The organism is Sphingobium sp. CR2-8 (genome assembly GCF_035818615.1).
Taxonomy (GTDB): Bacteria; Pseudomonadota; Alphaproteobacteria; order Sphingomonadales; family Sphingomonadaceae; genus Sphingobium.
Genome location: NZ_JAYKZY010000002.1, coordinates 2,925,230 through 2,948,002 on the forward strand (window position 1 = coordinate 2,925,230; position 22,773 = coordinate 2,948,002).

Genomic DNA, 22,773 nt, shown 5'->3' on the forward strand with positions numbered 1-22,773 from the left:
GAGACACGCGCGCACCCTTCCTGTTGATCGGGACGCGCACTGATGGCGCTCGGGCCGCGTCTCGACATTCGGCAGAGCCAGTCTCTGGTCATGACGCCGCAATTGCAGCAGGCGATCAAGCTGCTGACATTGTCCAATCTGGAAATCGAAGCCTTCGTCGCGGGCGAACTGGAAAAGAACCCGCTGCTTGAAACCGGCGGCGACGATGCGCCGCCCACGCCCGACGGCGTGGACCGGACGATCGAAGCACCCACCCTGTCGGCCGAAACCGGCGCGAGCGACGACCTCATCGCGCAGGGGCTGGGCGTCGCCGACAATCCGCTCGACGTCGATCATGGCGCGAACAGCTTCATCGACGATGGTCCCGGCGATCGCATGGCCGAAGCCCATGGGACAAGCGGCAGCGGCACGGACGCGATGGCCGGCAGCTATGCGGAGGACGCGCCGGACTTCGACAGTTTCGCCGCGCCCGACATGGGCCTTCAGGAACATCTGATGGGGCAGGCGCGCGCCGCAATGTCGGACATGGACCTGTTCATCGCCACCCAGTTGATCGGCCAGATCAGCGAAGCGGGCTATCTGGAAGCGAACCTGCTTGCCACCGCCCATGGCCTGGGCGTGCCCCTTTTCGATGTCGAACGGGTTCTGGGCGTCATCCACACATTCGACCCCACCGGCGTCGGCGCGCGCAGCCTGTCCGAATGTCTCGCGCTCCAGGCCAAGGAGGCCGACCGCCACGATCCCTGCATGGCGCGCCTGCTCGCCAATCTGGATCTGCTGGCAAAGGGCGCCCTGCCCCAGCTGCGCCGCATCTGCGGCGTGGATGAGGAGGATATGGCGGACATGATCGCCGAACTGCGCAGCTACGACCCCAAGCCCGGCCTGCAATTCACCAGCGAACGCGCCGCGCCGGTCACGCCGGACCTGTTCGTGCGCCCGACCCGCGACGGCTGGGCGATAGAGGTCAACAGCGCCACCCTGCCCCGCGTCCTCGTCAACCGCAGCTATTATGTCGAATTGTCGAGCGGACCGCAGGACAGGAACGCCAAGGCCTGGCTCGCCGATTGCCTGGCCAGCGCCAACTGGCTGGTGAAGGCGCTGGACCAGCGGCAAAAGACGATCATCAAGGTGGCGAGCGAGATCGTCCGCACGCAGGAAGCCTTCTTCCACCACGGCGTAGCCCATCTGAAGCCCCTGACGCTGAAAACCGTCGCCGACACGATCGCCATGCATGAATCGACCGTCAGCCGCGTCACCTCCAACAAATATCTGTCCTGTCCGCGCGGACTCTACGAGCTGAAATATTTCTTCACCAGCGGCGTGTCCTCCTCCGACGCGGATGGCGCCGCCGTCTCGGCCGAAGCGGTCAAGAGCCATATCAAGGCGCTGATCGGGGCCGAAGACCCGCAGGCGATCCTCTCCGACGACACGCTGGTCGATCTGCTCCGCGCGCGCGGCATGGATATCGCCCGCCGCACCGTCGCCAAATATCGCGAAGCGCTCGGCATCGGCTCTTCGGTCCAGCGCCGTCGGCAAAAGGCGCTCAAGGGCAAGGCGGCCTGACCGGCGCTGTCCTACCTGACGCTATTCTGATACCAGATATCCGGCTTTTCGTGACGACCGGGCCATACACCACCCCTTTCCGATAGGATCGCAAGCGCGCAACAAAATGTCGAAATGTGCGGGAAATGTGGGAAGTTAAGCGATGGAAACCCTATTCGTCAGCCCCCCACCACCCTTGACCCGCTCGACGCGACCGGCAAAAGCGGCGGCCAAATTCCGCCTGTTGGATCAGCCTGAAAAGGATCGCCTCGCCCATGTCCGTTGCCTATCTGAACGGCGCTTTCCTGCCCCTCGAAGATGTCCGCATCTCCCCGCTCGATCGCGGTTTCCTGTTCGCGGACGGCATCTATGAAGTCGCCGCCGTGATCGACGGGGGCCTAGTCGACAGCGCCAGCCATCTGGCCCGACTGGAGCGCTCCACCGCCGCGATCGGCATCGCCCTGCCGATCTCGACCGCAGACATCGAAGCCGCCCAAAGGGAACTGATCGCCCGCAGCGGATTATCCGAGGGGCTGGTCTATCTCCAGATCACGCGCGGCGCGGACGTGAGCCGCGACTTCATCCCCGCGCCGGACATGCAGCCCACCCTCTTCATGTTCATGCAGGACAAGCCGGTCTTGCACGTGCCTGCGGTCAGCACGGGCATCGCGGTCGCCACCATGCCCGACCTGCGCTGGGCGCGGCGCGACATCAAGAGCGTCGGCCTGCTTGCCCAGGTCATGGCCAAGCAGGCCGCCAAGGACGCAGGCGCGCAGGAAGCCTGGATGATCGAGGACGGCTTCGTCACCGAAGGCGCATCCTCCACCGCCTTCATCGTCACCGACGAAGGCATCATCACGCGGCCCTATAGCCAGTCTGTGTTGGCCGGCTGCACCGGCGCGGCGCTGACCGCACTGGCCGAAGAAAGCGGCCTTGCCGTCATCCGCCGCCCCTTCACCATCACGGAAGCATTGGCGGCCCGGGAAGCCTTCATCACCAGTGCGTCGACCCTGTGCCTGTCGGTAGTGCGGATCGACGGGCAGGCGATCGGCGATGGCAAGCCCGGCCCAGTCTCAACCCGCCTGCGCGACCTTTATATCGACTTCGCTCGTGCGACAGCCGTCTGACAAATATCTCCATTATGGAGGAAGCTTCATTCTTTTCTAACTGGGCAGAAAACTTCCATCATTTTGGCCTGGAAATGGCGATGAGATGGATAAAAAACCGGCATGAACCGGTCGCCAGCAGCGACCGGGCGGCATCTTGATCCAGACCTACTCCATAATGGCTGATTTGCGGGGCTGAAACGATCCATTCTTGCTTTAGTCTCCGGAACGAAGGTAGAACAGGATCGGATCATGATGAAAGATTTCTCCTACGCCGCGCCCCAGACCGCCACGGCCGCACCGCTCGCGCCACGGGACGAACGCGCCAGCCTGCTGGTGATCGCGGACGATATGGAAGCGCCCGATCTCGAACCCGTCGCGACGGCGGCGGGCCTTCGCCTGCTGGGCGTCACGCCTCTGGCCGATGCGCCGGTCCGGCTCGACCTTCAGGCCCAGTGTGACACGATCCTTCTTTTCTGCCCGTCCGCGACGCCTCTGCTGGAACGGCTGTTGGTCCAGGTCGAAACCCAGGCCATCCATAATGGCGTGTCCGTGATTCTGGTGACAGGATGGGACACCGTCGAACTGGCCTTCGCCTGCCTGCGCAGTCCGCACAGTCAATTGCTGTGCGACCCCGATCGCACCGAACTGGCCGCCGCGCTGGTGGCGGCGGGCGAACATCGGCCCATCACCAGCCAGGTGCATGAGGTGGATCGGGAAGGCGCCCGCCTCGCACAATTAAGCGCCGAGGTGGGCCGCCTCGCCCGAACCCTTGACGCGCTGACCGAGCGCACGCGGATGGCCACGCCCAGCTTCGATCTTGGCCCCCGCATTTCCGATCGGCCCAGCGACTATATCGGCATGCCCGCACTCTCCCCAATGGGCGCGCCACCGCAAACGACGGAGAAGCCGACGGCGACCATCACCGCCGCGCAAGTTCGCGACCTGCTGCGCGCCCGACGGATACGGGCGGATTTCCTGCCCGGCGATCTGTTCGCCGACCCGGCCTGGGACATGATGCTGGACCTGCTGGCCGCGCGGCTGGAACAGGAACGGGTATCGGTATCCAGCCTGTGTATCGCCGCCGCAGTGCCGCCCACGACCGCCTTGCGCTGGATTCGCACCCTGACCGACAAGGGGCTGGTGGAGCGGCAGGCCGATCCCCATGACGGCCGCCGCGTTTTCATCGCCCTAGCGCAGGAGGCCGCCGACGCGCTGACCCGCTGGTTCGGAGCCAGCCGCCGCCTGCTCGGCACATAAGGGGCCGCATGCCCGCTTGACGCCGGGGCTTTTTCCCCTAGATAGACCCCACCCGATCACGGGGGCGATTAGCTCAGTTGGTAGAGCGTCTCGTTTACACCGAGAATGTCGGCGGTTCGAGCCCGTCATCGCCCACCATTATAAAGCCTGCAAATACTAGCCTTTCGGCGCTTTTCTGTCAATGACAGTCGTGTTTCCATTTCCCTCTTTGGTCCGCATGTGGTCCGCAAGCCATTGGTCCGCAGCCGCGCGAATCTCTCCCCAAATCGTGGACAGCATCGCCGCAGCCTCCCGCAAATAGGCCGGATCATACTTCGCATAGACCGCCGTCGTGCGATTCCCGTAGGCATGGCCTAGCAATGTGCTGATTTGCTCCTGGGCGATGCCTCGGCTGCGCAATTCCGTCGCCAAGGTGTGGCGGATCGTCTTAGGCACGACATCGGCGGGCAGGTTGAGCGCTGATCGCATCAACCGCCATGCATTGCGCCGTGACGCGACGGCCTCATGCGGATCGGCCTTCCAATCTTTCAGGATAGGTTTCAGGGCAGCGATCTGCGGTATCACCGGATTGACCTTTTTTGTGCGCGGCCATTCGGGCGGGTGCATGTCCAACTGGCGCTGAGATTCGCGCCATTGCGTCTCTGGGTTGAAAGCAAGGCAAGCATCTGGCCGGGCGGCGGTGGTCATCATCAGGACGACCCAGCGCCACGTTGGCTTATCCATGGAAAGAAATGCCAGCGCCGCGCCCATCTGCTCGATCGACAAGACGCGATCGCGGGCAAGGGACCGCTTCTCCTTCGGGACGCTGGGGATCTTCGGCACGTAGGGGATGCGCTGGTTGTTGGCTGCATGATTGAGGGCGGCGCGCAAATCCTCGATGTTGCGCTGGACGCTTTCGCCCTTCACGCCCTTCGACCGATGCACATATTCCTTGCCGCGCCATGGCAGCGAATATTCGTGCGGACCCATGCGCCAAGCGATGTAGCGCGTGATCAGGTTCTTGTTGACCTGGGCGACCGTCACGCGCGCGCCCACTTCATCTTGCAGGACAAAGCCGATGAAGTGGCGCAGCGATCCCGCGATGGTGTCGGCGCTATCGACCTTGGAGCCATGCTCATCGAAGTAGAGAATAAGCTGCGGCAGGACCGTGGCGGCTTCAACCGGCTGCGACCCCTTCGCCCTTTCGCTTTCGACATGAGCATGGATAGCACCGATTGCATCGTCTAATGCTTTGCACTTAGTGCTGCGATATATGTCCGATCTTGACTTGGCGTCGTATCGGGCAATCTGCCAGATGTCGGGAGAACGCCCATCGCGGCGCTTGTCGAGCCAGCAATCTCCGATGACGTAAGGTGATGTGTCTTTGCCCATGAACCCTTAATTTCCTCGGCTTCGGCCCTAATGAGGGCGTCAAGCGTGCCGATGTCCACAAGGGCGCGCAGTTCGTCCAGTGTGAATTTCGTGCCTGTCTCATTGCGAAGAGCGCGGCGGTATTTCTTTGCGATGTCGCTGATGTTCCCCACCCTCAATCCCCCCGCAAAGCAGCGGGCAGCAAGCCACGCTCACCGATAAGCACGTCAACCCGCCGCGCCATTTCGCGGATCTGCCTCGCCTGAAATTCCATTTCCTCAGCCAGGGTCACCAGAGCATCCGGCGTCATCTCGCCCTTTAGCTGGTTACAGGCCCGGCAAACCCGGATAATATTCTGAGGGCCTAAGCGTTGGCCGCACAGGACGCGCGGGACTATGTGATCCTTCGTCGTAACCGCCTTTGGCATCGGGCCATCGCAATAGGGGCAATCCGCCTCGCTCATGGGGTGTCGGCCTTCTGCTGGGGTGCGTCGGGGAGTGGGCGCCAGTGGGTGGGGCGAAGATATCCGCTGACCGCGCCATCCCATTCCGCCCCGGTCCATTCACCGCCCACAAAGCGCCCTGATTCTGAGTTCCGCTCTTCCTCTCGATAGTAGCAGCCCATGGTGACGCCTATTTCTAGGTCGGGCGCATAGATCAGCACCCACGTACCGTCCTTCGGAGCCGTCTCAATAGGCCGCCACTCCCCCGCCTCCACCCGATCCAGCAGGGCGGGAAGGGCGTTGATGGCAGCGGCAATTAGCTTCGCGTCAATCGTCTCATTGCTGGTCTGCATTTCCGCGATGACATAGGTAGTCAGCCGGTCGATCTTCTGGACTATCGTGCCTGACGTATTCAGGTATTCCCATGGGCGTGGGGTGGCGAGTGCCAGCAACTCGCGCAGTTCTGCGATGGTGTCAGTCATGGCGTGCTTTCCTTTCAGCGTCACGTTTCCGCGCCTGCTCGATCGACCATTCCCACATCCGTTTACGCTCTTCCTGATGCTCGCGGATGTGCGCGTGTCGCTCCTGGCATCTCTCGCCTGGCGAAGCGCGATGGAGCCGATCGCGGCGGCAAGCTTTGGAATGGGATATGTTATCGCGTGATCGGCACGAAGCTGGTTACCGTTTCTGCCTATGGAGCGATCACCGAATTAGGCGATGTCGGGCGCGGCGGGCGTTGTTGGTTCGATTATAGCTTCGACCGTTTGGCGATCGGGTCTGGCGATCGCATGTATTACTGGGACGGGTCTGCTCTCAATCAGGTATCTGACCCGGATCTTGGGCAGGCAATCGATGGAATTTGGCTCGATGGCCAATTCATGACGACGGATGGTGAATATCTCGTCGTTACCGAGCTTAACAATCCTACCGAAATCGACCCCCTGAAATACGGCTCGTCTGAAGCCGACCCTGATCCCGTGCTTGGCCTGATCAAGGTTCGAGGCGAGGCCTATGCGCTGAACCGCTACACCATCGAGAATTTTACTAATTCCGGCTCTTCCGGCTTCCCGTTCGTGCGCAACAGCGGCGCGCTTATCTCGTATGGCGTTGTCGGCACCCATGCCAAAGCCGCCTATGTCGATAGCTTTGCCTTTGTCGGCAGCGCAAAGGACGAGGCTCTTGGTGTATATCTCGCGGGCAATGGCGACGCTGCCAAGCTGTCTAACAAATTTGTTGATGATGAACTTAAAGCCCTCACCGACGAAGAGGCGGCGGCGATCGAGATGGAGGCGCGGGTAGACGCTGATGAGCAAAGGCTTCTTGTCCACCTTCCGACAAAAACGTTGGTCTATTATGCAACGGCTTCGCAGGCAGCGCAGTCGAAAGTCTGGGCGGTGTTCGCTTCGGGCGTTGCGGCCGACAAAGCGTATCGCGGGCGCAACGCCGTTCTAGCCTATGGCAAATTTATCGTTGGCGATCGGGACGGCAATATCGGCTATATCGATAGCACTGTTGCCACCCATTATGGCGAGGTTGCGGGCCGGCGTTTCGATACCACCTTGATTTACAATGATGCCGGGCGCGGAATCATAAATTCCGTTGAGCTGACTGGCCTTCCTGGCCGCGCGCCTGCCGGAACAAGCCCGCGGACTTTCATGTCTTGGACCATAGACGGCGTAACCTGGTCGCAGGAGCGCGCCATCTCAACCGGGCGACCGGGCGAAAGGGCTGTGCGGGTACAATGGAGGCCTAACATTCGGTTCAATCGGTGGATCGGCCTACGATTCCGTGAAGCTGACGAGGGTATGGCGGCCTACCTCCATTCAAGCCGCCGCCGATTTGATTGAGGACGACAGGGAGCGGGCTTGCTTGCGAAAAGAGTGACATCCTGCATCGTCCCTGAGTGATGACGGGACGGTGCCGAACAGCCTACTTGCGCGCCATTAAGCCTTTGCGGTGCTGAAAAGTGGCGGGCCGAAGCCCGCCGATAGGTTAGGCCATTTGCCGCGCGCTGTCCGCGACGATCTGGATCAGGTCATCGGCAAATGGCATTCCTGATATTCTTTCAGTATTAGCTCCAGCTTCACGGCGATGTCTTTACCGCTGCGTGTTGGAACGCGAAGCACGGCTTCTAACTCCTCATCGGCACGATCGCTAAAAGCGATGCTGTCTGTATTGATCCGGTCATAATCGGGATCGTTTCCACGTGTGTCATGGATCGGATGAGCCTGATATTCAGACCAAGCCTGCCGGAAACGAGCGATGGCAACATCCAGTTCGCTCGACGGCGAGCATACCAGCGCTTGGGCAGCGGCGGGCGGCGATAGCGACCGGCGCGACCAGCGCGGCGGTGAGGAAGGCGCGGCGGTCGGTCATTGCGCATCCCTCCGTGCCGCCTGCTCAGCCCAACCAAGGGCGTGAATGGCGTTCCATGCTGCGATATGCGCGGGATTAGTGGGGTCGAAGGGCTTGACGCCCACCGCATATCCGCTCTTTGCGGCGCGCGCACGAATTGGTATGACGTTGGTAGCCATAACGAAACTCCGGTTCGTTGAGGGTTAGGAGCGGCGCGAAGGGTGGTAGCTTCGCGCCGTTCTGTTTTTAATGGGCGGTGAAAAGCTGATGCAGCTTCGCCAGCCCTTTGCCTGTGATGAGAGCGGTTACACTACGCTGGAGGCCCTTTTCGGGATGCTCCCAACTACCGATCTTCACGTCCATCAGGCCAGAATTGATCTTGTCCTGATAAGGCTCGTTCAACCGGGTCATCCACCCTTTCTCGCGAAGGAATGCGGCAAGGCGGTTGCGGCCAGTGCCGAGTATCTTAGCGGTCTGGCCGAGAGGGATAGCATCAGGGGCCGCTTCGATCTGCTCGGCGAAAGCCACTTTGGGCGCAGCAGCTTCGACTTGCTGGAGCAGCCGTTGCTCACTCTCGGTTTTATCAGCCAAACCCTTTCGTCCAAGAACCTGCGCAACGAATGGGCGCTTCAGCAATATGCGGATGCAGCCAAGCAGAAGCTGTCGTCCGACATCAATGGCGCCTTGTTCGACACGGCCGCCCTCGGCTCGGTGTTCGTCAAGCGCGGCATGGCACCGACCGGCTTTGATGACGTGGCAGTCGCTGACACGACCTTTTCGCGTATCGGCGTGACCAACCGCGATCGCTCGCTGTTCTTGGCAGCATCGGCCTATAACGGAATGGCGTCGAATCTCGCAAAGCCGCAGACTTCCGGCCTGACCAAGACCTCGACGGCCTATGAGAAGGGTTATGTCGGCCCAATCAGCGGCTTCGATACGTTCAAGAATGACACGGCCAAGACCCTGGGCGCTGCCACGGGCGGCGCGATGACCGTCAATGGCGCTGGTCAGTTCTGGGAGCCTAAGGCCACCAGCATGGGCGCGACCGGCGAAACCGAGAATGTGGACAACCGTTCGCAGAACCTAACCATCACCGCAGCGGCCTACGCGAACATCAAGGTCGGCGACGCCTTCACCATCGCTGGCGTGAACGCAGTCAACATGATCACCAAGCAGGATACCGGCCAGCTTCAGACGTACCGCGTCATCGGCAAGCCGTCTGCTGGCGTCATCACGATTTGGCCTGCGATCATATCGAACGGCGGCAGCACGATCGGCGGCAAGGAATTGCAGAACGCCACTGCCACCCCGGCGAACGGTGCCGCGATCACTTGGCTCAACACCACTACGGCCGAACAGAATCCTTTCTTCGTGCGCGGCGCGATCTTGCTGATTCCCGGCTCCTTCGCGGTGGATCCCGAAGATGGCTGGAACGTGATGCGCGCAACGACCTCGCTGGGCATCGGCATCACCTATGCGGTCAAGATCCAGGACGCGTTGTTAGCGGGAGGTAGGGCATGACCGACCGCCAACCCCTAATCGCGTTCGGCCTGCTCCTGTTCGCCATCTGCTATCTCGCCACGGTCGCGGCATGGCTCGCCGCGCAAGGCAAATACGCTGAGGCCTTGGGCTTCGGCGGCATCACGACAGGCCTTGTTGGCGTGCTGGGGACTTTCCGACCGCGCAACAGCAGTGTGACGATCGACAACCCGCCGACGAACCCCGTTCAGACGGAGGAAGCAAAGTGACCGAAAAGCCCACCATCATCGACACCGACTACGAGTCCAACAGCTATCTCGCCATGGCCGCCCGATCCGGTCGCATTCTGGCAGAAATGTCCACCGAGGGTTCTGAACTGATCGGCCATGTGACGATCGGGATCTACAGCGATGGCACATATAGCTGCGGATTCAAGATGCCTGATGATCAGCCATTCATGGGGCCGACGCTGTTCTGCGCCTTTATCAAAGAGGTACCCCCTCTCAACCTAGCACGCATAGAGCGCGGCAAGTGGCAATGGTGGTGGGACGCGGTTCTGCTGCTGGTGTGGACCTAACTCCCGCCATGACTGATCCCCCGATGCGTCGCCCCGGTGGCGCTCCAATAGTAGATCGCATATTCGATCGCCTGGTCTAGCGCTGCCTGCGGGTTATCACCCCTGCCAACCCATCGCGCATTGCAACCACCCTCGCGATGGTGAAGATCGACTTGAGCCTCCCAGCGGTCGCCGCTTTTGCGATATCGCCACATCCACAGCATGCCTCTGGATTTTGCGTAGTCGGTCAGGCGGGTGGCGTCGGGCTGCATAGCGCTTGTTCGCGCAATGTTCTCGATTCGGTCAAGGAGTGATCACCCCTCCCCCAAATTGCGGATGGCGGCGGCGATCTGCTGACTGGTCCTCCACCCCTCGGCGTGGACGTTGCATCCATCCCTGTCATGATCCTTGGATGCGAGGTTGTGCAGGGCGCGTGAACCTTCGGCGGCATCATCCGCCACTTTCGCGCACCGCTCCCGCTCATCCTTGCGCGTCTCTGCTTCGAAGCGGGCGAAGGCTTGGATGCGCGGATGGCTATCATGGAAGCCGGCCATCCAAGAAAATCGCTCACGCGGACCGCCACGCATGAACCAGTTGCGACTTCTCCATGCCGCCTCTCTCGCCCCTTGCGACACGGCGATAGGGTCAGTCATGAGCGGGCCTTTCGCAACATGCGCTGGAGGGATGCGGATTTCTCACGGGGTTTCGGCTTCGGCTTTCCGACCGGCAACGATGGCAACGGCTCGCCCCTGTTCATCGCCTCCGTTGCCGCCAACAGAGCCAGCCCCGCAAAGCCGATTGCGCCGATTCGCTCCCCGCTCATTCGCCCGAACCTCCCTGCTGGCCGCAAGTGCAAGGATCGGCATGAGCATCCGGCAGTTCGCCACCCTCGTCATCCCAGCATACCCGTGATGCGAAGGCGTCCAGCGCCTTGGTCAAAGCCTCAGAATCGACGCGCTCTTCCTCGATCGAGATGGAGACATAGCCCCGTTCCATGATCTGTCGACCAGCCACGACCAGCGCTGCCACATCGGCAGGCACCGCCATCTGCACCGCCTCCCCGGCTGGTGTGGCGTCCGCTGGCTTAAGGGCGGCGGGAAACACGCGAAGCATCCGGGTTGCGACTTCGCGGAACTTGGCCTGCACATCAGACGGCACGATCTTCACAAATCCGCCGTCGCGCTGGCCGGTATCGTCTCGATGTTCGGGCCATGTATAATTGGACCAAGCGTCACCGAACCCGCCTTCGTCATGCAGCCATTGGGCAGCGCGTTCGATATGTTCGGCGTCCACCTCCCCGCGATCTGGCGCAGGGGAGAGGGCGCACTTTGAGCAAACAAAGCGTCCGTGGTCGTCGCACATACCGTCTACGTCCCAGCCTGGACCACCCACCCCGGCATCATCCGTTCGCGCTGGGGTGGTGAGGGCTTGGCGCAGAGCGCGGGCAATGCGATCAAAGGCATCCGCCGTTCTTGCCGCACCCTGCCATCCGCCAGTGCGATTGCGGTCGCGCATTAGGTTGGCCGACATTTCAGCGGCGCGCGCTTCCCTTGCCACAGCCTCCCGCAACCCAACCGGCTCAGCGGCGGGCGGGTGGGCGACAGGCAGCGCTGACCCCGTAGGCTTGGCGGCTTGCTTGGCCCTGATCTTTTCCACGATATGCGGCTGGAGTATGCGCGCCAGTTCGATTTCGCCAGCTTCGTGCATATCGATGTCGGCGGCCAGACAGAGGGCGGCCAGCGTCACCATCACGCCGCCTACTTCCTGTTGCCGCTCGCCAACATCGCGGCCGAACACATAGTCAACGAGCGCATGGGCGCGGGTCGCTGTGAAGCCGGGCATCGTCTGCGCCAGTTCCAGCGCCTCTTCTGTGAAGCGGTCGGCCCGCTCCAGCATGTCGCTGCTGATTTCTGCGCCAAAGCACTGCATCATCCATGGCTGGACACGCTGCTGGAACGCAACCGCCTCCCCCTCAAGAGGGGGATTTGCGCTACTTGCCAGGCCATCCGGGAGTTTCAGAGATCGCGGTCCAGATGCAACCTCTCGGATGAAGAGGTATATTGGGTTTCGGGCATTTGCTCAATAGACTTGCTGTCCGCGAGCATCCGGGCGGCGGGGGTGGAAAGGGCGGCATCTTGGTCTGCGGCCAGCGATGATATGATCGCCTCCAAATCGCCGAACGTTATTTTCAGCATTATTGGAAGGTCGGAACGGCGGTTGGCAACATGTACCCTGTCGCGCTTTCTCTCCAGAGCAGCCGCCAGCGCTTCGGGTTCGGTGGGGGTGGTCGAGGTCATTGGGTCTTGTCCTTTCGTGCGCGCTTTGCTTCTTCCCATTGGTGGTTGACACTTCCCATTTTTGGAACGTCTTCTGGGAAGATCGCAGCGCTGCAATGAGGGCAGGCAGGAACCATGTTCTTGCGCCGGAAATGCTCATCCATCTGCTTGGCGGCGATGCGCAAAATGCTGTGCTGCTCGGCCTCCGTTACGGCCTCTTGCCGCCGCTCTATGTCGAACGCGGCCCGGTGGAAATTCTCGCAGATTTTCGTGAAAGCATCGAACGGTTCGATGTCCGTTTCGCAGTCTTTGCACCATATGCGGCGCTCTTGGCCATCGTACACCATGCGCGGGTGCTTGCAGGCCGAAACGGGTCGGCGAGACCGGCCGCGTGCAACCCGAAGATCGCCAATGTCTACGACCTTGAGGCCGTGCAGATATTCCTGCTCAATGATGGGCGGGTCTTTGCGCTCGCTCATGCAGCGCCTCCGTTGAGGCGGGCAGGCGTGCTGACATCAATCGCATAGACCACGACCGGCTCAGGCCCGAAATGTGGATGCGTGATGGTGCGGATCATCTCGCCCCGATACTGCCGGGTCAGGCGCGTCTTGCCCTCGATGCCGCCGCCCTTGGAATAGCCGCGCAGGAGGATGATGCGGTCATAGGTCCGGTTGCGGAGGCGCTTGATCCAATAGCTGGTGACGAGCCGGTATTCCTCCAGCTTCTCGCCCGATGCGATCTGGTCGAAGTAGATGCCTTTGAGCGGGATGATGAGGTCACCCATGGGCCGCCTCCCCGTTCAAGCGGGTGGTCCGCAAATGGTCCGCATGTTCGCATATGTTCTGCATATGTAGCCAATCCGTTCATTACCGAATATGGCTTTAAATGGCGCTATTGCGTTGATAACGCTCGTTTACACCGAGAATGTCGGCGGTTCGAGCCCGTCATCGCCCACCAGTTTCGCCGACGAAAACGCCATCCGGGGATGGCTTTCGGCCAAACTCTCCTAGTAACAGCGCAGGGCACACCTCTCATGCTACGCTCGACTTGGACGCGCTCGGGTTACTCGTCGCCAAACAATCCGCATCCGTAACGTTCATCCTGCCGCAAGCATCCCGCCGCCATGATCGCCGCATGCTCGTCGCCGCGTTCGCTCACAGGATGATCCTGTCCATCATACTGATGCTGTCGCCCTTGGCGGTAATGGTCATCCACCATGCCAGAGACCAGCCCGCAGGCAACAGGGCCGTCCCGGCAGGGACGCCGTTGCCCTGCGACCGATATCCTCTCACCCTGATGTGACAGCGGATATTGCAGCGCGGCGCGGGCGCTGCTAACCCCGCGCATCATGATCCAGCCGCCCGAAACCATCCGAGTCTCCAAATCCCGCGTCTCCTGCGATGGGTCCGGGGACATCCCCGCCGCGCTCGGCCATCCGCGCGTCTTCCTGGAAATCGACGAACATGGCTATGTCGACTGCGGCTATTGCGACCGGCGCTTTGTGCTGATCGGCGGCGTGGCCGACAATGGCGACATCGCGACCAAGCCGGATATCGCATCGGGCGCCAGCCTTTAAGCATTTCCGCGTTCTGCGCGCCGTCGGCTGCTCCGGTCGACGGCATGATAGCTTAAAATTTCCATTGGGGTTGGCGGCGGTCGCGCCTATATCGGTCGCATGACTGACATCGCCAACCAATTTACCGACGCTCGCGGCCTTCTCTATCGTCCGGGCCTGCTAGACCCGGACGGCGCCCGCCGCCTGACCGCACAGGCGCTGGGCCAGTGCGACGATGGCGAACTCTATCTGCAATATCGCGCGAGCGAGAGCTTCGGCTTCGACGACGGACGGCTCAAGACCGCCGACTATTCGACCGATGCGGGCTTCGGCCTGCGCGGCGTGTCGGGCGAGATGACCGGCTTCGCCCATGCCAACGACATCAGCGAAGCCGCCATCCGCAAGGCTGCGCAGACCCTGAGCCTCCTCGACCCGGCCAAGGGTCAGCCCGCCCCGCCGCCGCAGCACACCAATCGCCATCTCTACACCGACGCCAACCCGCTGGAAATCGTCCCCTTCGCCGAGAAAGTGAAGCTGTGCGGCGAGATCGATGCCGCCGCCCGCGCCCGCGATCCGCGCGTCGCCCAAGTGTCGGTCAGCCTGGCCGGCAGCTGGTCGGTGGTCGAAATCGTTCGCGCCGACGGGTTCACCGCGACCGACATTCGCCCGCTCGTACGCCTCAACGTGTCGATCATCCTGGAAGAGGATGGGCGGCGCGAAACCGGCGTGTTCGGCGTTGGCGGCCGCTATCTGTACGATGAAGTCATGGCCCCGGCGATCTGGAACCGCGCCATCGACGAAGCGCTGGCGCAGGCACGGGTCAACATGCGCTCGATCGCCGCGCCTGCGGGCGAAATGACCGTGCTGCTCGGCCCCGGCTGGCCCGGCGTGCTGGTTCATGAAGCGATCGGCCATGGCCTGGAAGGCGACTTCAACCGCAAGGGCACCAGCGCTTTTTCGGGTCGCATCGGCCAGCGCGTCGCCGCATCCGGCGTCACCGTGGTCGACGACGGCAGCATCATGAGCCGCCGCGGTTCGCTGTCGATCGATGACGAAGGCACCCCGACCCAGGAAAATATTCTGATCGAGGACGGCATCCTCAAAGGCTATATGCAGGATCGCCTGAACGCCCGGCTGATGGGCGTCGCGCCCACGGGCAATGGTCGGCGCGAAAGCTATGCCCATGCCCCCATGCCGCGCATGACCAATACCTTCATCAAAGGTGGTCAGGACGATCCGGCGGAACTGCTCAGCCGCATGCAATCGGGCATTTTCGCCAAGAGCTTCGGCGGCGGCCAGGTCGACATCGTGTCGGGCAAGTTCGTCTTCTCCTGCACCGAAGCCTATAAGGTCGAAAATGGCAGGCTGACCGACCCGATCAAGGGCGCGACGCTGATCGGCGACGGGCCGACCGCCCTGACCAAGGTCGTGGGAATCGGCAACGACTGGGCGCTCGACGAAGGCATCGGCATGTGTGGCAAGGGTGGCCAGAGCGTGCCCGCAGGCGTCGGGCAGCCCACGCTTTTGATGCAGGGCCTGACCGTCGGCGGCACGGCGACCTGAGACGTTTCACGCATGAACGGCGGGAACCCTAGCCGCCGTTCGTCATTGATCCTGCATGAACATGTTGACCGACAGTCATGATGCCGTGACCGCAGATTGGGCAGCGGCCCTGCTCGACTTCTGGTTCAACCAGGTTGGCGAAGCAGGATGGTGGAGCCATGACGCGGCGCTCGACCGGCAATGTTCCGCGCGGTTCCAGGCGTTATGGCAGGCCAAGCAATCGCTCCCGGCGGAGACATTCCTTGATCGGGCAGACGATGCTTTGGCGGCTATCATCCTGTTCGATCAGTTGCCCCGCAACATGTTTCGAGGCGAGGCAGAGGCTTTTGCCACGGACCCGCTGGCGCGCGCGGTAGCGCGCGGCGCGATCGCGCAGGGGTATGACGTGCAGATCGGCGGGGCGGGTCGCCTTTTTTCTACATGCCGCTCCAGCATAGTGAGGCGATCGAGGACCAGGATCTCTCGCTGACCCTGTTCGAAGGCGCTGGGGACGAAAAAGCGCTCGATTTCGCACGCAAGCATCATGAAATGATCGCGCGTTTCGGTCGTTTCCCACATCGTAACGCCCTGTTGGGTCGCGAAACGCGGCCGGATGAAGAAGCGGCTGTGGCGGAAGGCGCGCGCTGGTAATCTGCCTATTTTTTGGGCACCCCGCCATCACTGCCCATTTTTTTGGCGCTATCCCCTGATGGGATGCGCGCACGATCCGCGTTAACGCGCCATTAGCGTTTTGGCACGGCTCTTGCTGATATGTCCCCGCACACCAGACACAGGGGGCGACATGAAACTTGTCATGGCTATCATCAAGCCGTTCAAGCTTGACGATGTCCGCGAGGCACTCTCCTCGCTCGGCATCGCAGGTATGACGGTCAGCGAAGTGAAGGGCTTCGGCCGCCAGAAGGGCCAGACCGAAATCTACCGCGGCGCCGAATATTCGACGAACATGGTCCCCAAGATCAAGATCGAAGTGGTCTGCGACGACGACCTCGCGCCGCGCGTCGTGGAAGCCGCGCAGGCAGCCGCCAATTCGGGCGCCATCGGCGATGGCAAGATCTTCGTCCTCGATGTCGGTCAGGCCGTGCGCATCCGCACCGGCGAAACCGGCGAAACCGCGCTGTAAGAAGGGGGGATTTGATGACCTTTTCCAAGAAACTTGGCGGCGTGGCGGGGGCTGCGGCCTTTTCGCTCTTCGCCGCCCTGCCCGCCTGGGCACAGGATGCGGCGGCACCCGCCGCCACCGTGAACAAGGGCGACGTCGCCTGGATGATGACCTCCACCGTCCTGGTGCTGGCCATGATCCTGCCGGGCCTGGCCCTGTTCTACGGTGGTCTGGTCCGCAGCAAGAACATGCTCTCGGTCATGACGCAGATCGGCGCGGCGGCATGTCTCGCGATGCTGATCTGGGTGATCTACGGCTATTCGATGGCCTTCGGCCCTGATTATACCAGCGGGCTGTCCAACTTCATCTCGACCTTCGACAAGGCGTTCCTGAAGGGCATCACGCCCGCTTCGCAGGCGGCGACCTTCACCGCGGGCGTCGAAATCCCCGAATATGTCTTCGTCTGCTTCCAGATGACCTTCGCTGCGATCACCGTCGCGCTGGTGCTGGGTTCGGTAGTCGAACGCATCAAATTCTCGGCCGTGATGGTGTTTGCCGCCGTGTGGCTGACGATCGTCTATTTCCCGATCGCACATATGGTGTGGGCGGCCAGCGGCCTGTTCTTCAAGCTCGGCGCGCTCGACTTTGCGGGCGGCACCGTCGTTCACATCAACGCCGGTGTTTCGGCGCTGGTGGCCTGCCTCATCCTGGGCAAGCGTATCGGCTTCCCCAAGGAACCGATGGCTCCGCACAGCCTGACGCTGACCGGCGTCGGCACCGGCCTGCTGTGGGTCGGCTGGTTCGGCTTCAACGCCGGTTCGGCGCTGGAAGCCAATGGCTCGGCCGCGCTCGCCATGATCAACACCTTCGTCGCCACGGCGTCGGGTGCCCTGTTCTGGATGCTCGCCGAAAAGGTGAACGGTCATAAGGGTTCGGCTCTGGGCTTCTGCTCCGGCATCATTGCCGGTCTGGTCGCCGTGACGCCTGCTGCCGGCAACTCCGGTCCCTTCGGCGCGATCATCCTGGGCGCTGTCGCATCGATCGTCTGCTTCTACGCCGTCACCGTGATCAAGCCCAAGCTTGGCTATGACGACAGCCTCGACGCCTTCGGTATCCATGGCGTCGGCGGCATCATCGGCGCGATCGGCACCGCCATCGTCTATTCGCCTGCCTTCGGTGGCCCCGGCGCGGCAGATTATGAGATCGGTGCCAAGCTGATCGTCCAGATCGAAGCCGTCCTGGCCACGATCGTCTGGGCATCGATCGGCACCGCCATCGCCATCTTCATCGCCAAGGCCGTAACCGGTCTGCGGGTCAGTCAGGAGGTCGAATATGAAGGCCTCGACCTCGGCGAACATGGCGAGCGGGCTTACAACGCCTGATACTCAGGCATGAATTGGCAGGGCGGGCCGCCCGACACGGACATGGCCCGCCCGCCCCACCTTGTTCCTCCTGCGAACATGCCTCGGGTCGATGCGAAAGCATCGGCCCTTTTTTTGCCCCGGCCCACTGGCAGGTTCGTCTTGTGGCGCGTTTACTATGGCTCAAGGGGGAAGCCGTCGACGACGTCGCGATGGGCGGGGATGGCGACGATGATAACGTTGGCCGGATGTAGGACGGAACCCCTTCCCATCGAGAGCGAGGCGAAAGAAGCCGCAGCGCATCGCGCTTATATAGTAGCGGATAGCACATGGCGCGTAGCGTTCGATGGGGGAGTTCAGAAGGCGACTTACTCGCCCTCCCCCTCCCCGCGCAGGCTGCCGGAATGGCGCGAGGGAATGGATCGATAGGGAGCGTCAGACCCCGATCATTCCGCCGGACGCGTCCATAGCGATGCGGGACGATCGGCATGGCTGGGCCAGCGACGGGCGCGACCCGGCACGGCCAGGCCCGCGCGCACCACCCAGCCCAGCTTTTCGCGCTTGGATGTCATGACCCGGTCGTCCCAGGCATGCTCGCCCCGCCGTGCGACTTCCCGTGCGATATCGCCATAGATGCCCGCTGCGGCCAATACGGCCCAAGCGGCGCGCGGCGGTAGCGCGCCGGTGCCATGGCGGGCGCTGTCTTCATAGGCGGCCGCCATATCCGCCATTCGGCGCGCCAGGATCGCCAGGCGCGGCCGGACCCAGGGCTTCATATGTTCACCCGGCGGGATGTCCATCTCCACCAGCCACTCTTCGGGCAGGTAACAGCGGTCCGCCGCTTCATCCTCGCTGATGTCGCGGGCGATGTTGGCAAGCTGGAAGGCCAGCCCCAGGTCGCAGGCGCGGTCGAGCGTGGCGTGGTCGTTTGGATCGACCCCCATCAACACGGCCATCATGCAACCGACCGCGCCGGCGACATGATAGCAATAGCGCAGCATGTCGGCTTCGCTGCGTGGCCGCCATTCGCGGGCGTCCAACGCGAAGCCTTCGATCAGGTCGTAAGCATAGCGGTCGGGAATGGCGCATTCGCGCATCACGACACCGAACCCGTCGAAGGCCGGGTCGCCGGTGGGTTCGCCGCGCAAGGCCTTACCCGACAGCACCCGGATCGTGGAGAGACGCGCCTGGCCGTCCGTTACGCCTTGCAACGTGCCGCCATGGTCCTGGCCATCGGCGATGTCGTCGCATTTGCGGCACCATGCATAAAGCAGCCAAGCCCGCTCACGGGTTTGCGGATCGAACAATTTCGAGGCGAGGGCGAAGGATTTGGAGCCGCGCGCGATGCTGTCGCGCGCATGGGCGACGAGGGCAGACCGATCCAAGGCCGCCCTCTCGCCTGTGGGAAGGGTCGGGATAGGGTTTGTCACATCCATGCTCAGGACATGCCCTCGCCTAACCCCCGCGTCGAGTCCCTCGCCTCAATGCGACGCCAGCGAAAGGAAAGTGCCGATGTCAGAGCCGTGCCGCCTTCATCACGAAGATCGTTTCGTGCGGCTGATAGGCGGCCATGGAATCGACCAACCCTTCGATATTGTCGTCATGGATCATGATCCCGGCATGCTGGGCGCGGATGAAGCCCACCTCCACCATCTGCCGGTTGAAGCCGATGAGCTGATCATAGAAACCCGCGACGTTTAGCAGACCGACCGGCTTGCTGTGATAGCCAAGCTGCGCCCAGCTGATCGCTTCCCACAATTCGTCCATCGTGCCGACCCCGCCGGGCAGGGTCACGAAGCCGTCGGACAGGTCGGTGAACAGCTGCTTGCGCTGGTGCATGGTCTGGACGACGTGCAATTGCGTGCAGCCGCGGTGCGCGACCTCCGCGCCGACCAGCGCCTCGGGGATTACGCCGATCACTTCGCCGCCCGCCTCCAGCGCAGCGTCGGCCACCGCGCCCATCAGGCCCAGGCGCCCGCCGCCATAGACCACGCCGATGCCGCGCTGCGCCAAAGTGCGGCCGACATGGCGCGCGGCATCGATATAGGTGAGGTCGGCGGGGGTCGCCGACCCGCAATAGACTGCCAGTCTCTTCATCGTCTCATTCCATCCGGGGCAGCGCCCCTATCGCAAATCATCCAGCATCAGCGCGGCGGTCGCCTTGGCGCTGCCCACCACGCCGGGGATGCCCGCGCCGGGATGGGTGCCGGCCCCTACCAGATACAGATTGGGAATGACATCGTCGCGATTATGGGCGCGGAACCAGGCGCTTTGCGTCAGCAGCGGCTCCAGGCTGAAGGCGCTGCCCATATGGGCGTTGAGGTCGCGGCCGAAATCACTGGGCGCATAATGGAACCGAGTGACGATGCGCGAACGGATATCCGGGATCAAGCGATGCTGGATCTCGTCCAATATGCGTTCGGCATAGGCATGGCCAAACTGGTCCCAGTCGATCGGCAGTTTCCCCATATGCGGCACCGGGGCGAGCGCATAGAAGGTCGAATGCCCGTCCGGCGCCATCGACGGATCGGTAACGGTCGGGTGGTGCAGATAGAGCGAGAAATCCTGCGGCAGGACGCCATGATCGTAAATATCGGTCAGCAGCCCTTCGTATCGCGGGCCGAACAGGATCATATGGTGCGGGATTCCCGGCCAGCTGCCCTTGATGCCGAAATGCAGGACGAACAGGCTGGGCGACCAGCGCTTTTGCGCCAGTTTCTCGCCCTGTTTCTGTCCGCGTGGATGATGGCCCAGCAGGTCGCGATAGCTGTGCATCAGATCGGCGTTGGTCGCGATCGCGTCCGCCTCTCCGCGCCAGCCCGACGCGGTATGGACCGCCGTCGCCTTGTCACCATAGGTTTCGATCCGGGTGACGGGATCGCCGAGGCGCAGCGTGCCGCCCAGCCGCTCGAAATGCGTCGCCATGCCCTGGACCAGGCGGTTGGTGCCGCCTTTGGCGAACCAGACGCCGCCATCCTTTTCCAGCTTGTGGATGAGGGCGTAGATGGCGCTGGTCTTCATCGGATTGCCGCCGACGAGCAGGGTGTGGAAGGACAGCGCCTCGCGCAGCTTTTCGTTCTTCACATGGGATGCGACGACCGAATAGACCGAGCGCCAGGCCTGATATTTGGCGAGGCTGGGCGCCGCCTTGATCATGGAGGCGAAGTCGAGAAAGGCGACCGAGCCGAGCTTGCGATAGCCCTCTTCAAACACGCCCGCTGCATAATCGCAAAACCGGTCATAGCCCGCGACATCGCCCGGATCGAGCTTAGCGATTTCGGCGCGCAGGGCGGCCTCGTCATTGCTGTAATCGAAATTCGTGCCATCGCGCCAGTTCAGTCGGTAGAAGGGCGACACGGGCATCAATGTGACGTCCTGCGCCATGTCGTGCCCCGACAGGCGCCACAGTTCGGCCAGGCAATCGGGGTCGGTGATGACGGTCGGCCCGGCGTCGAAGGTGAAGCCGTCCTTTTCCCACATATAGGCGCGGCCGCCGGGACGGTCGCGCCCTTCGACCAGGGTCGTGTCTATGCCTGCCGATTGCAGACGGATGGCGAGCGCTAGGCCGCCAAAGCCCGCGCCGATGACGATCGCTGTCCTGTTCATCAGGCGGGCGGGTTCAACAATGTTCGCATGGCATCCCTTATGGGCACGGGTGGCCGTCCGCACAAGATGCGCAAACGGTCAGTCATCGATGAACGACCGGCATAGAAGCGCTGGATGAGGTCGGGGCGCAAACGATAGAAGCGCGCGAAGATGCGCCAGCGCTGATCCGGCACAGCGGCGCCGAACAGCATCTTGCCCAGCAGGCGGTAATAGCCGCCCCGTCGCCACTGCGTCGCGGCGTAGGCGCGCGTGGCCGTCGGCAGTCCGTCGAGCGGCTGATCCGCCAGCCAGAGAGCGAAGCGCACGGCGTCGGGCAGCGAATAGCCCGTCATCGGCTGGAACAGGCCGGCGCGCACCCCGGCGCGAGCGACAGGATCGTCCTTGGGCCAGTAACGGTCGAAGTGGCCGCCATGGACGACCGGCAGCACGCCCTGTTCGCGATGGACGACTTCGCCCTGCCAGCCCTTTCCCTGCGCATAGGCGGCGATGCGGGCGGCGATGGCGGGCACGTCCAGGGTCGGCGTATCGCTATAATAGGTGTCTTCGATGAAGATGGTGCGGTCGTCCCACGGCAGCAGATAGACGAAGCGATAGCCGTCCGTCTGGTCGACCGTCGCATCCATGATGACCGGGCGATCGACGCCGTGAGGGGTGTCGAGGCGCAGCGTGTGCCCCACGAACTTCTGCCAGCCGCAACGGAGCGTGGACAAGTCCCCCGCGCCTCGCGCGTCGATGACTGCTTTGGCCCGGATCTGGCGACCGTCGGCAAGGGTGACGAGGTCAGGAGACAAGGCAGCGACCGGCACACCGGTCAGCAGCCGATCCCCCAGTTCGCGTTCGAGTGCGACAGCGAGTTGGACAGTAGTAACGCTATTATAGGGCGTGGCCAATTGCCGGGAATGCCCTGGAAAATAAACGGTATGGCCCTGCGGCCAGCGATGGGCGACCAGCGGATCGATCAGCCAGCGGTCCGCGGGCGCGACGTCGCCGTCGAAGAAGGACCAGACATGGTTGCCGCCGGGGCGATCACCCTGCTCCACCAGCAGCAGGCGGACGTCCGGGCGCAGCCGCGCGAAGGCGAGCGCGATCAGGCCGCCGGCCAGGCCACCGCCGATGATCGCCAAATCGCAGTTCAGATCGTTCGCCATATCATAGCTGATAGGGGAGCATGGGCCAACGATCCACTGTTGGTTTTCATGTCCATATAGTATAGGGGACTACCC

25 protein-coding genes, 1 tRNA gene and 2 pseudogenes are annotated in these 22,773 nt (G+C 62.6%); 14 read left to right on the forward strand and 14 right to left on the reverse strand.

Annotated elements, in window-relative coordinates; genetic code table 11:
- Positions 1 to 42 precede the first annotated feature (42 nt).
- From rpoN to U5A82_RS18300, 4 genes are all read left to right on the forward strand, one after another.
- Positions 43 to 1,563 carry an RNA polymerase factor sigma-54 gene (gene rpoN, locus U5A82_RS18285; RefSeq protein ID WP_326292304.1) on the forward strand — a complete coding sequence of 507 codons (1,521 nt, stop codon included), beginning with the start codon at positions 43 to 45 and terminating at the stop codon, positions 1,561 to 1,563.
- Positions 1,564 to 1,817: 254 nt separating this feature from the next.
- Positions 1,818 to 2,669 carry a D-amino-acid transaminase gene (locus U5A82_RS18290; protein WP_326292305.1) on the forward strand — a complete coding sequence of 284 codons (852 nt, stop codon included), beginning with the start codon at positions 1,818 to 1,820 and terminating at the stop codon, positions 2,667 to 2,669.
- 231 nt (positions 2,670 to 2,900) lie between these two features.
- Positions 2,901 to 3,908, forward strand: a complete 1,008-nt coding sequence (locus U5A82_RS18295; protein ID WP_326292306.1) for a MarR family transcriptional regulator — start codon at positions 2,901 to 2,903, stop codon at positions 3,906 to 3,908.
- A gap of 62 nt (positions 3,909 to 3,970) precedes the next feature.
- Positions 3,971 to 4,046, forward strand: a tRNA-Val gene (locus U5A82_RS18300).
- 18 nt (positions 4,047 to 4,064) lie between these two features.
- On the opposite strand, the gene U5A82_RS18305 is transcribed toward U5A82_RS18300, so the two are convergent.
- The 3 genes from U5A82_RS18305 to U5A82_RS18315 all read right to left on the reverse strand — a co-directional run bounded on the left by U5A82_RS18305 (position 4,065) and on the right by U5A82_RS18315 (position 6,182).
- On the reverse strand, positions 4,065 to 5,279 hold the full coding sequence (locus U5A82_RS18305) for a tyrosine-type recombinase/integrase (RefSeq protein WP_326292307.1): 1,215 nt from the start codon (positions 5,277 to 5,279) through the stop codon (positions 4,065 to 4,067).
- 154 nt (positions 5,280 to 5,433) lie between these two features.
- A complete protein-coding gene (locus U5A82_RS18310; protein ID WP_326292308.1) occupies positions 5,434 to 5,721 on the reverse strand; it encodes an HNH endonuclease in 288 nt (95 codons plus the stop codon).
- Positions 5,718 to 6,182, reverse strand: a complete 465-nt coding sequence (locus tag U5A82_RS18315) for a DUF551 domain-containing protein (protein ID WP_326292309.1) — start codon at positions 6,180 to 6,182, stop codon at positions 5,718 to 5,720. Before U5A82_RS18315 ends, U5A82_RS18310 begins: the two co-directional genes overlap by 4 nt.
- Before the next feature lie 3 nt (positions 6,183 to 6,185).
- Between U5A82_RS18315 and U5A82_RS18320 the strand changes: the two genes are divergently transcribed.
- Positions 6,186 to 7,547, forward strand: coding sequence for a packaged DNA stabilization protein (locus U5A82_RS18320; protein WP_326292310.1), 1,362 nt, complete (start codon positions 6,186 to 6,188; stop codon positions 7,545 to 7,547).
- A gap of 415 nt (positions 7,548 to 7,962) precedes the next feature.
- Entirely contained in the window at positions 7,963 to 8,121 is a 159-nt protein-coding gene (locus tag U5A82_RS18325) for a hypothetical protein (RefSeq protein WP_326292311.1), read from the forward strand.
- Positions 8,122 to 8,301: 180 nt separating this feature from the next.
- Here U5A82_RS18325 and U5A82_RS21755 read toward each other — a convergent pair.
- Positions 8,302 to 8,550: pseudogene (locus U5A82_RS21755) on the reverse strand (phage antirepressor KilAC domain-containing protein); the annotation flags it as partial.
- Between U5A82_RS21755 and U5A82_RS18330 the strand changes: the two are divergent.
- Genes U5A82_RS18330 through U5A82_RS18340 form a run of 3 tightly spaced genes read left to right on the forward strand, consistent with a single transcriptional unit; the run spans position 8,443 to position 10,111 of the window.
- On the forward strand, positions 8,443 to 9,576 hold the full coding sequence (locus tag U5A82_RS18330) for a P22 phage major capsid protein family protein (protein ID WP_442802220.1): 1,134 nt from the start codon (positions 8,443 to 8,445) through the stop codon (positions 9,574 to 9,576). The pseudogene U5A82_RS21755 and the gene U5A82_RS18330 sit on opposite strands and share 108 nt — an antisense overlap.
- Positions 9,573 to 9,803, forward strand: a complete 231-nt coding sequence (locus U5A82_RS18335) for a hypothetical protein (protein WP_066601807.1) — start codon at positions 9,573 to 9,575, stop codon at positions 9,801 to 9,803. The genes U5A82_RS18330 and U5A82_RS18335 overlap by 4 nt, the downstream gene beginning before the upstream one ends.
- Positions 9,800 to 10,111, forward strand: coding sequence for a hypothetical protein (locus tag U5A82_RS18340; RefSeq protein ID WP_326292313.1), 312 nt, complete (start codon positions 9,800 to 9,802; stop codon positions 10,109 to 10,111). Before U5A82_RS18335 ends, U5A82_RS18340 begins: the two co-directional genes overlap by 4 nt.
- A gap of 293 nt (positions 10,112 to 10,404) precedes the next feature.
- Here the strand turns inward: U5A82_RS18340 and U5A82_RS18345 are convergent, their stop codons facing one another.
- The 6 genes from U5A82_RS18345 to U5A82_RS18370 form a co-directional block, all read right to left on the reverse strand.
- A complete protein-coding gene (locus tag U5A82_RS18345; protein WP_326292147.1) occupies positions 10,405 to 10,644 on the reverse strand; it encodes a hypothetical protein in 240 nt (79 codons plus the stop codon).
- A gap of 265 nt (positions 10,645 to 10,909) precedes the next feature.
- Positions 10,910 to 12,019 (reverse strand): hypothetical protein, encoded by a 1,110-nt coding sequence (locus tag U5A82_RS18350; RefSeq protein WP_326292314.1) that lies wholly within the window; start codon positions 12,017 to 12,019, stop codon positions 10,910 to 10,912.
- A gap of 86 nt (positions 12,020 to 12,105) precedes the next feature.
- The gene (locus U5A82_RS18355; RefSeq protein ID WP_326292315.1) at positions 12,106 to 12,387 is read right to left on the reverse strand and encodes a hypothetical protein; all 282 of its coding nucleotides are present in this window, start codon (positions 12,385 to 12,387) and stop codon (positions 12,106 to 12,108) included.
- Positions 12,384 to 12,845 carry a hypothetical protein gene (locus U5A82_RS18360; RefSeq protein WP_326292316.1) on the reverse strand — a complete coding sequence of 154 codons (462 nt, stop codon included), beginning with the start codon at positions 12,843 to 12,845 and terminating at the stop codon, positions 12,384 to 12,386. Before U5A82_RS18360 ends, U5A82_RS18355 begins: the two co-directional genes overlap by 4 nt.
- A complete protein-coding gene (locus U5A82_RS18365) occupies positions 12,842 to 13,150 on the reverse strand; it encodes an ASCH domain-containing protein (RefSeq protein ID WP_326292317.1) in 309 nt (102 codons plus the stop codon). Before U5A82_RS18365 ends, U5A82_RS18360 begins: the two co-directional genes overlap by 4 nt.
- Positions 13,151 to 13,428: 278 nt before the next feature.
- Positions 13,429 to 13,737, reverse strand: coding sequence for a hypothetical protein (locus U5A82_RS18370; RefSeq protein ID WP_326292318.1), 309 nt, complete (start codon positions 13,735 to 13,737; stop codon positions 13,429 to 13,431).
- Here U5A82_RS18370 and U5A82_RS18375 point away from each other — a divergent pair.
- The 5 genes and pseudogenes from U5A82_RS18375 (at position 13,715) to U5A82_RS18395 (ending at position 17,965) form a co-directional block, all read left to right on the forward strand.
- Positions 13,715 to 13,942: a zinc-finger domain-containing protein gene (locus U5A82_RS18375; RefSeq protein ID WP_326292319.1), complete on the forward strand. Its 228-nt coding sequence runs from the start codon at positions 13,715 to 13,717 to the stop codon at positions 13,940 to 13,942. The two genes, U5A82_RS18370 and U5A82_RS18375, sit on opposite strands and share 23 nt — an antisense overlap.
- 99 nt (positions 13,943 to 14,041) lie before the next feature.
- Positions 14,042 to 15,484 (forward strand): metalloprotease TldD, encoded by a 1,443-nt coding sequence (gene tldD, locus U5A82_RS18380; RefSeq protein WP_326292320.1) that lies wholly within the window; start codon positions 14,042 to 14,044, stop codon positions 15,482 to 15,484.
- Between the two features lie 55 nt (positions 15,485 to 15,539).
- Positions 15,540 to 16,114 (forward strand): annotated as a pseudogene (locus U5A82_RS18385) (DUF924 family protein).
- 151 nt (positions 16,115 to 16,265) lie between these two features.
- Positions 16,266 to 16,604, forward strand: a complete 339-nt coding sequence (locus tag U5A82_RS18390) for a P-II family nitrogen regulator (protein ID WP_326292321.1) — start codon at positions 16,266 to 16,268, stop codon at positions 16,602 to 16,604.
- Positions 16,605 to 16,618: 14 nt separating this feature from the next.
- On the forward strand, positions 16,619 to 17,965 hold the full coding sequence (locus U5A82_RS18395) for an ammonium transporter (protein ID WP_326292322.1): 1,347 nt from the start codon (positions 16,619 to 16,621) through the stop codon (positions 17,963 to 17,965).
- Positions 17,966 to 18,390: 425 nt separating this feature from the next.
- Here U5A82_RS18395 and U5A82_RS18400 read toward each other — a convergent pair whose 3' ends face one another.
- The 4 genes from U5A82_RS18400 to crtY all read right to left on the reverse strand — a co-directional run bounded on the left by U5A82_RS18400 (position 18,391) and on the right by crtY (position 22,698).
- Positions 18,391 to 19,380, reverse strand: a complete 990-nt coding sequence (locus U5A82_RS18400) for a phytoene/squalene synthase family protein (RefSeq protein ID WP_326292323.1) — start codon at positions 19,378 to 19,380, stop codon at positions 18,391 to 18,393.
- 79 nt (positions 19,381 to 19,459) lie between these two features.
- Positions 19,460 to 20,041 carry an LOG family protein gene (locus U5A82_RS18405; protein WP_326292324.1) on the reverse strand — a complete coding sequence of 194 codons (582 nt, stop codon included), beginning with the start codon at positions 20,039 to 20,041 and terminating at the stop codon, positions 19,460 to 19,462.
- A gap of 27 nt (positions 20,042 to 20,068) precedes the next feature.
- Positions 20,069 to 21,550: a phytoene desaturase gene (locus tag U5A82_RS18410; RefSeq protein WP_326292325.1), complete on the reverse strand. Its 1,482-nt coding sequence runs from the start codon at positions 21,548 to 21,550 to the stop codon at positions 20,069 to 20,071.
- A complete protein-coding gene (gene crtY, locus U5A82_RS18415) occupies positions 21,550 to 22,698 on the reverse strand; it encodes a lycopene beta-cyclase CrtY (RefSeq protein WP_326292326.1) in 1,149 nt (382 codons plus the stop codon). The genes U5A82_RS18410 and crtY overlap by 1 nt, the downstream gene beginning before the upstream one ends.
- Positions 22,699 to 22,773: the final 75 nt, after the last annotated feature.

Coding starts and splice junctions, on each gene's coding strand:
- rpoN (WP_326292304.1), top strand. CDS start 43: ATGGCGCTCGGGCCGCGTCTCGACATTCGGCAGAGCCAGTCTCTGGTC.
- U5A82_RS18290 (WP_326292305.1), top strand. CDS start 1,818: ATGTCCGTTGCCTATCTGAACGGCGCTTTCCTGCCCCTCGAAGATGTC.
- U5A82_RS18295 (WP_326292306.1), top strand. CDS start 2,901: ATGATGAAAGATTTCTCCTACGCCGCGCCCCAGACCGCCACGGCCGCA.
- U5A82_RS18305 (WP_326292307.1), bottom strand. CDS start 5,279: ATGGGCAAAGACACATCACCTTACGTCATCGGAGATTGCTGGCTCGAC.
- U5A82_RS18310 (WP_326292308.1), bottom strand. CDS start 5,721: ATGAGCGAGGCGGATTGCCCCTATTGCGATGGCCCGATGCCAAAGGCG.
- U5A82_RS18315 (WP_326292309.1), bottom strand. CDS start 6,182: ATGACTGACACCATCGCAGAACTGCGCGAGTTGCTGGCACTCGCCACC.
- U5A82_RS18325 (WP_326292311.1), top strand. CDS start 7,963: ATGGCAACATCCAGTTCGCTCGACGGCGAGCATACCAGCGCTTGGGCA.
- U5A82_RS18335 (WP_066601807.1), top strand. CDS start 9,573: ATGACCGACCGCCAACCCCTAATCGCGTTCGGCCTGCTCCTGTTCGCC.
- U5A82_RS18345 (WP_326292147.1), bottom strand. CDS start 10,644: ATGGCCGGCTTCCATGATAGCCATCCGCGCATCCAAGCCTTCGCCCGC.
- U5A82_RS18350 (WP_326292314.1), bottom strand. CDS start 12,019: ATGCAGTGCTTTGGCGCAGAAATCAGCAGCGACATGCTGGAGCGGGCC.
- U5A82_RS18355 (WP_326292315.1), bottom strand. CDS start 12,387: ATGACCTCGACCACCCCCACCGAACCCGAAGCGCTGGCGGCTGCTCTG.
- U5A82_RS18360 (WP_326292316.1), bottom strand. CDS start 12,845: ATGAGCGAGCGCAAAGACCCGCCCATCATTGAGCAGGAATATCTGCAC.
- U5A82_RS18365 (WP_326292317.1), bottom strand. CDS start 13,150: ATGGGTGACCTCATCATCCCGCTCAAAGGCATCTACTTCGACCAGATC.
- U5A82_RS18375 (WP_326292319.1), top strand. CDS start 13,715: ATGATCCAGCCGCCCGAAACCATCCGAGTCTCCAAATCCCGCGTCTCC.
- U5A82_RS18370 (WP_326292318.1), bottom strand. CDS start 13,737: ATGGTTTCGGGCGGCTGGATCATGATGCGCGGGGTTAGCAGCGCCCGC.
- tldD (WP_326292320.1), top strand. CDS start 14,042: ATGACTGACATCGCCAACCAATTTACCGACGCTCGCGGCCTTCTCTAT.
- U5A82_RS18390 (WP_326292321.1), top strand. CDS start 16,266: ATGAAACTTGTCATGGCTATCATCAAGCCGTTCAAGCTTGACGATGTC.
- U5A82_RS18395 (WP_326292322.1), top strand. CDS start 16,619: ATGACCTTTTCCAAGAAACTTGGCGGCGTGGCGGGGGCTGCGGCCTTT.
- U5A82_RS18400 (WP_326292323.1), bottom strand. CDS start 19,380: ATGGATGTGACAAACCCTATCCCGACCCTTCCCACAGGCGAGAGGGCG.
- U5A82_RS18405 (WP_326292324.1), bottom strand. CDS start 20,041: ATGAAGAGACTGGCAGTCTATTGCGGGTCGGCGACCCCCGCCGACCTC.
- U5A82_RS18410 (WP_326292325.1), bottom strand. CDS start 21,550: ATGAACAGGACAGCGATCGTCATCGGCGCGGGCTTTGGCGGCCTAGCG.
- crtY (WP_326292326.1), bottom strand. CDS start 22,698: ATGGCGAACGATCTGAACTGCGATTTGGCGATCATCGGCGGTGGCCTG.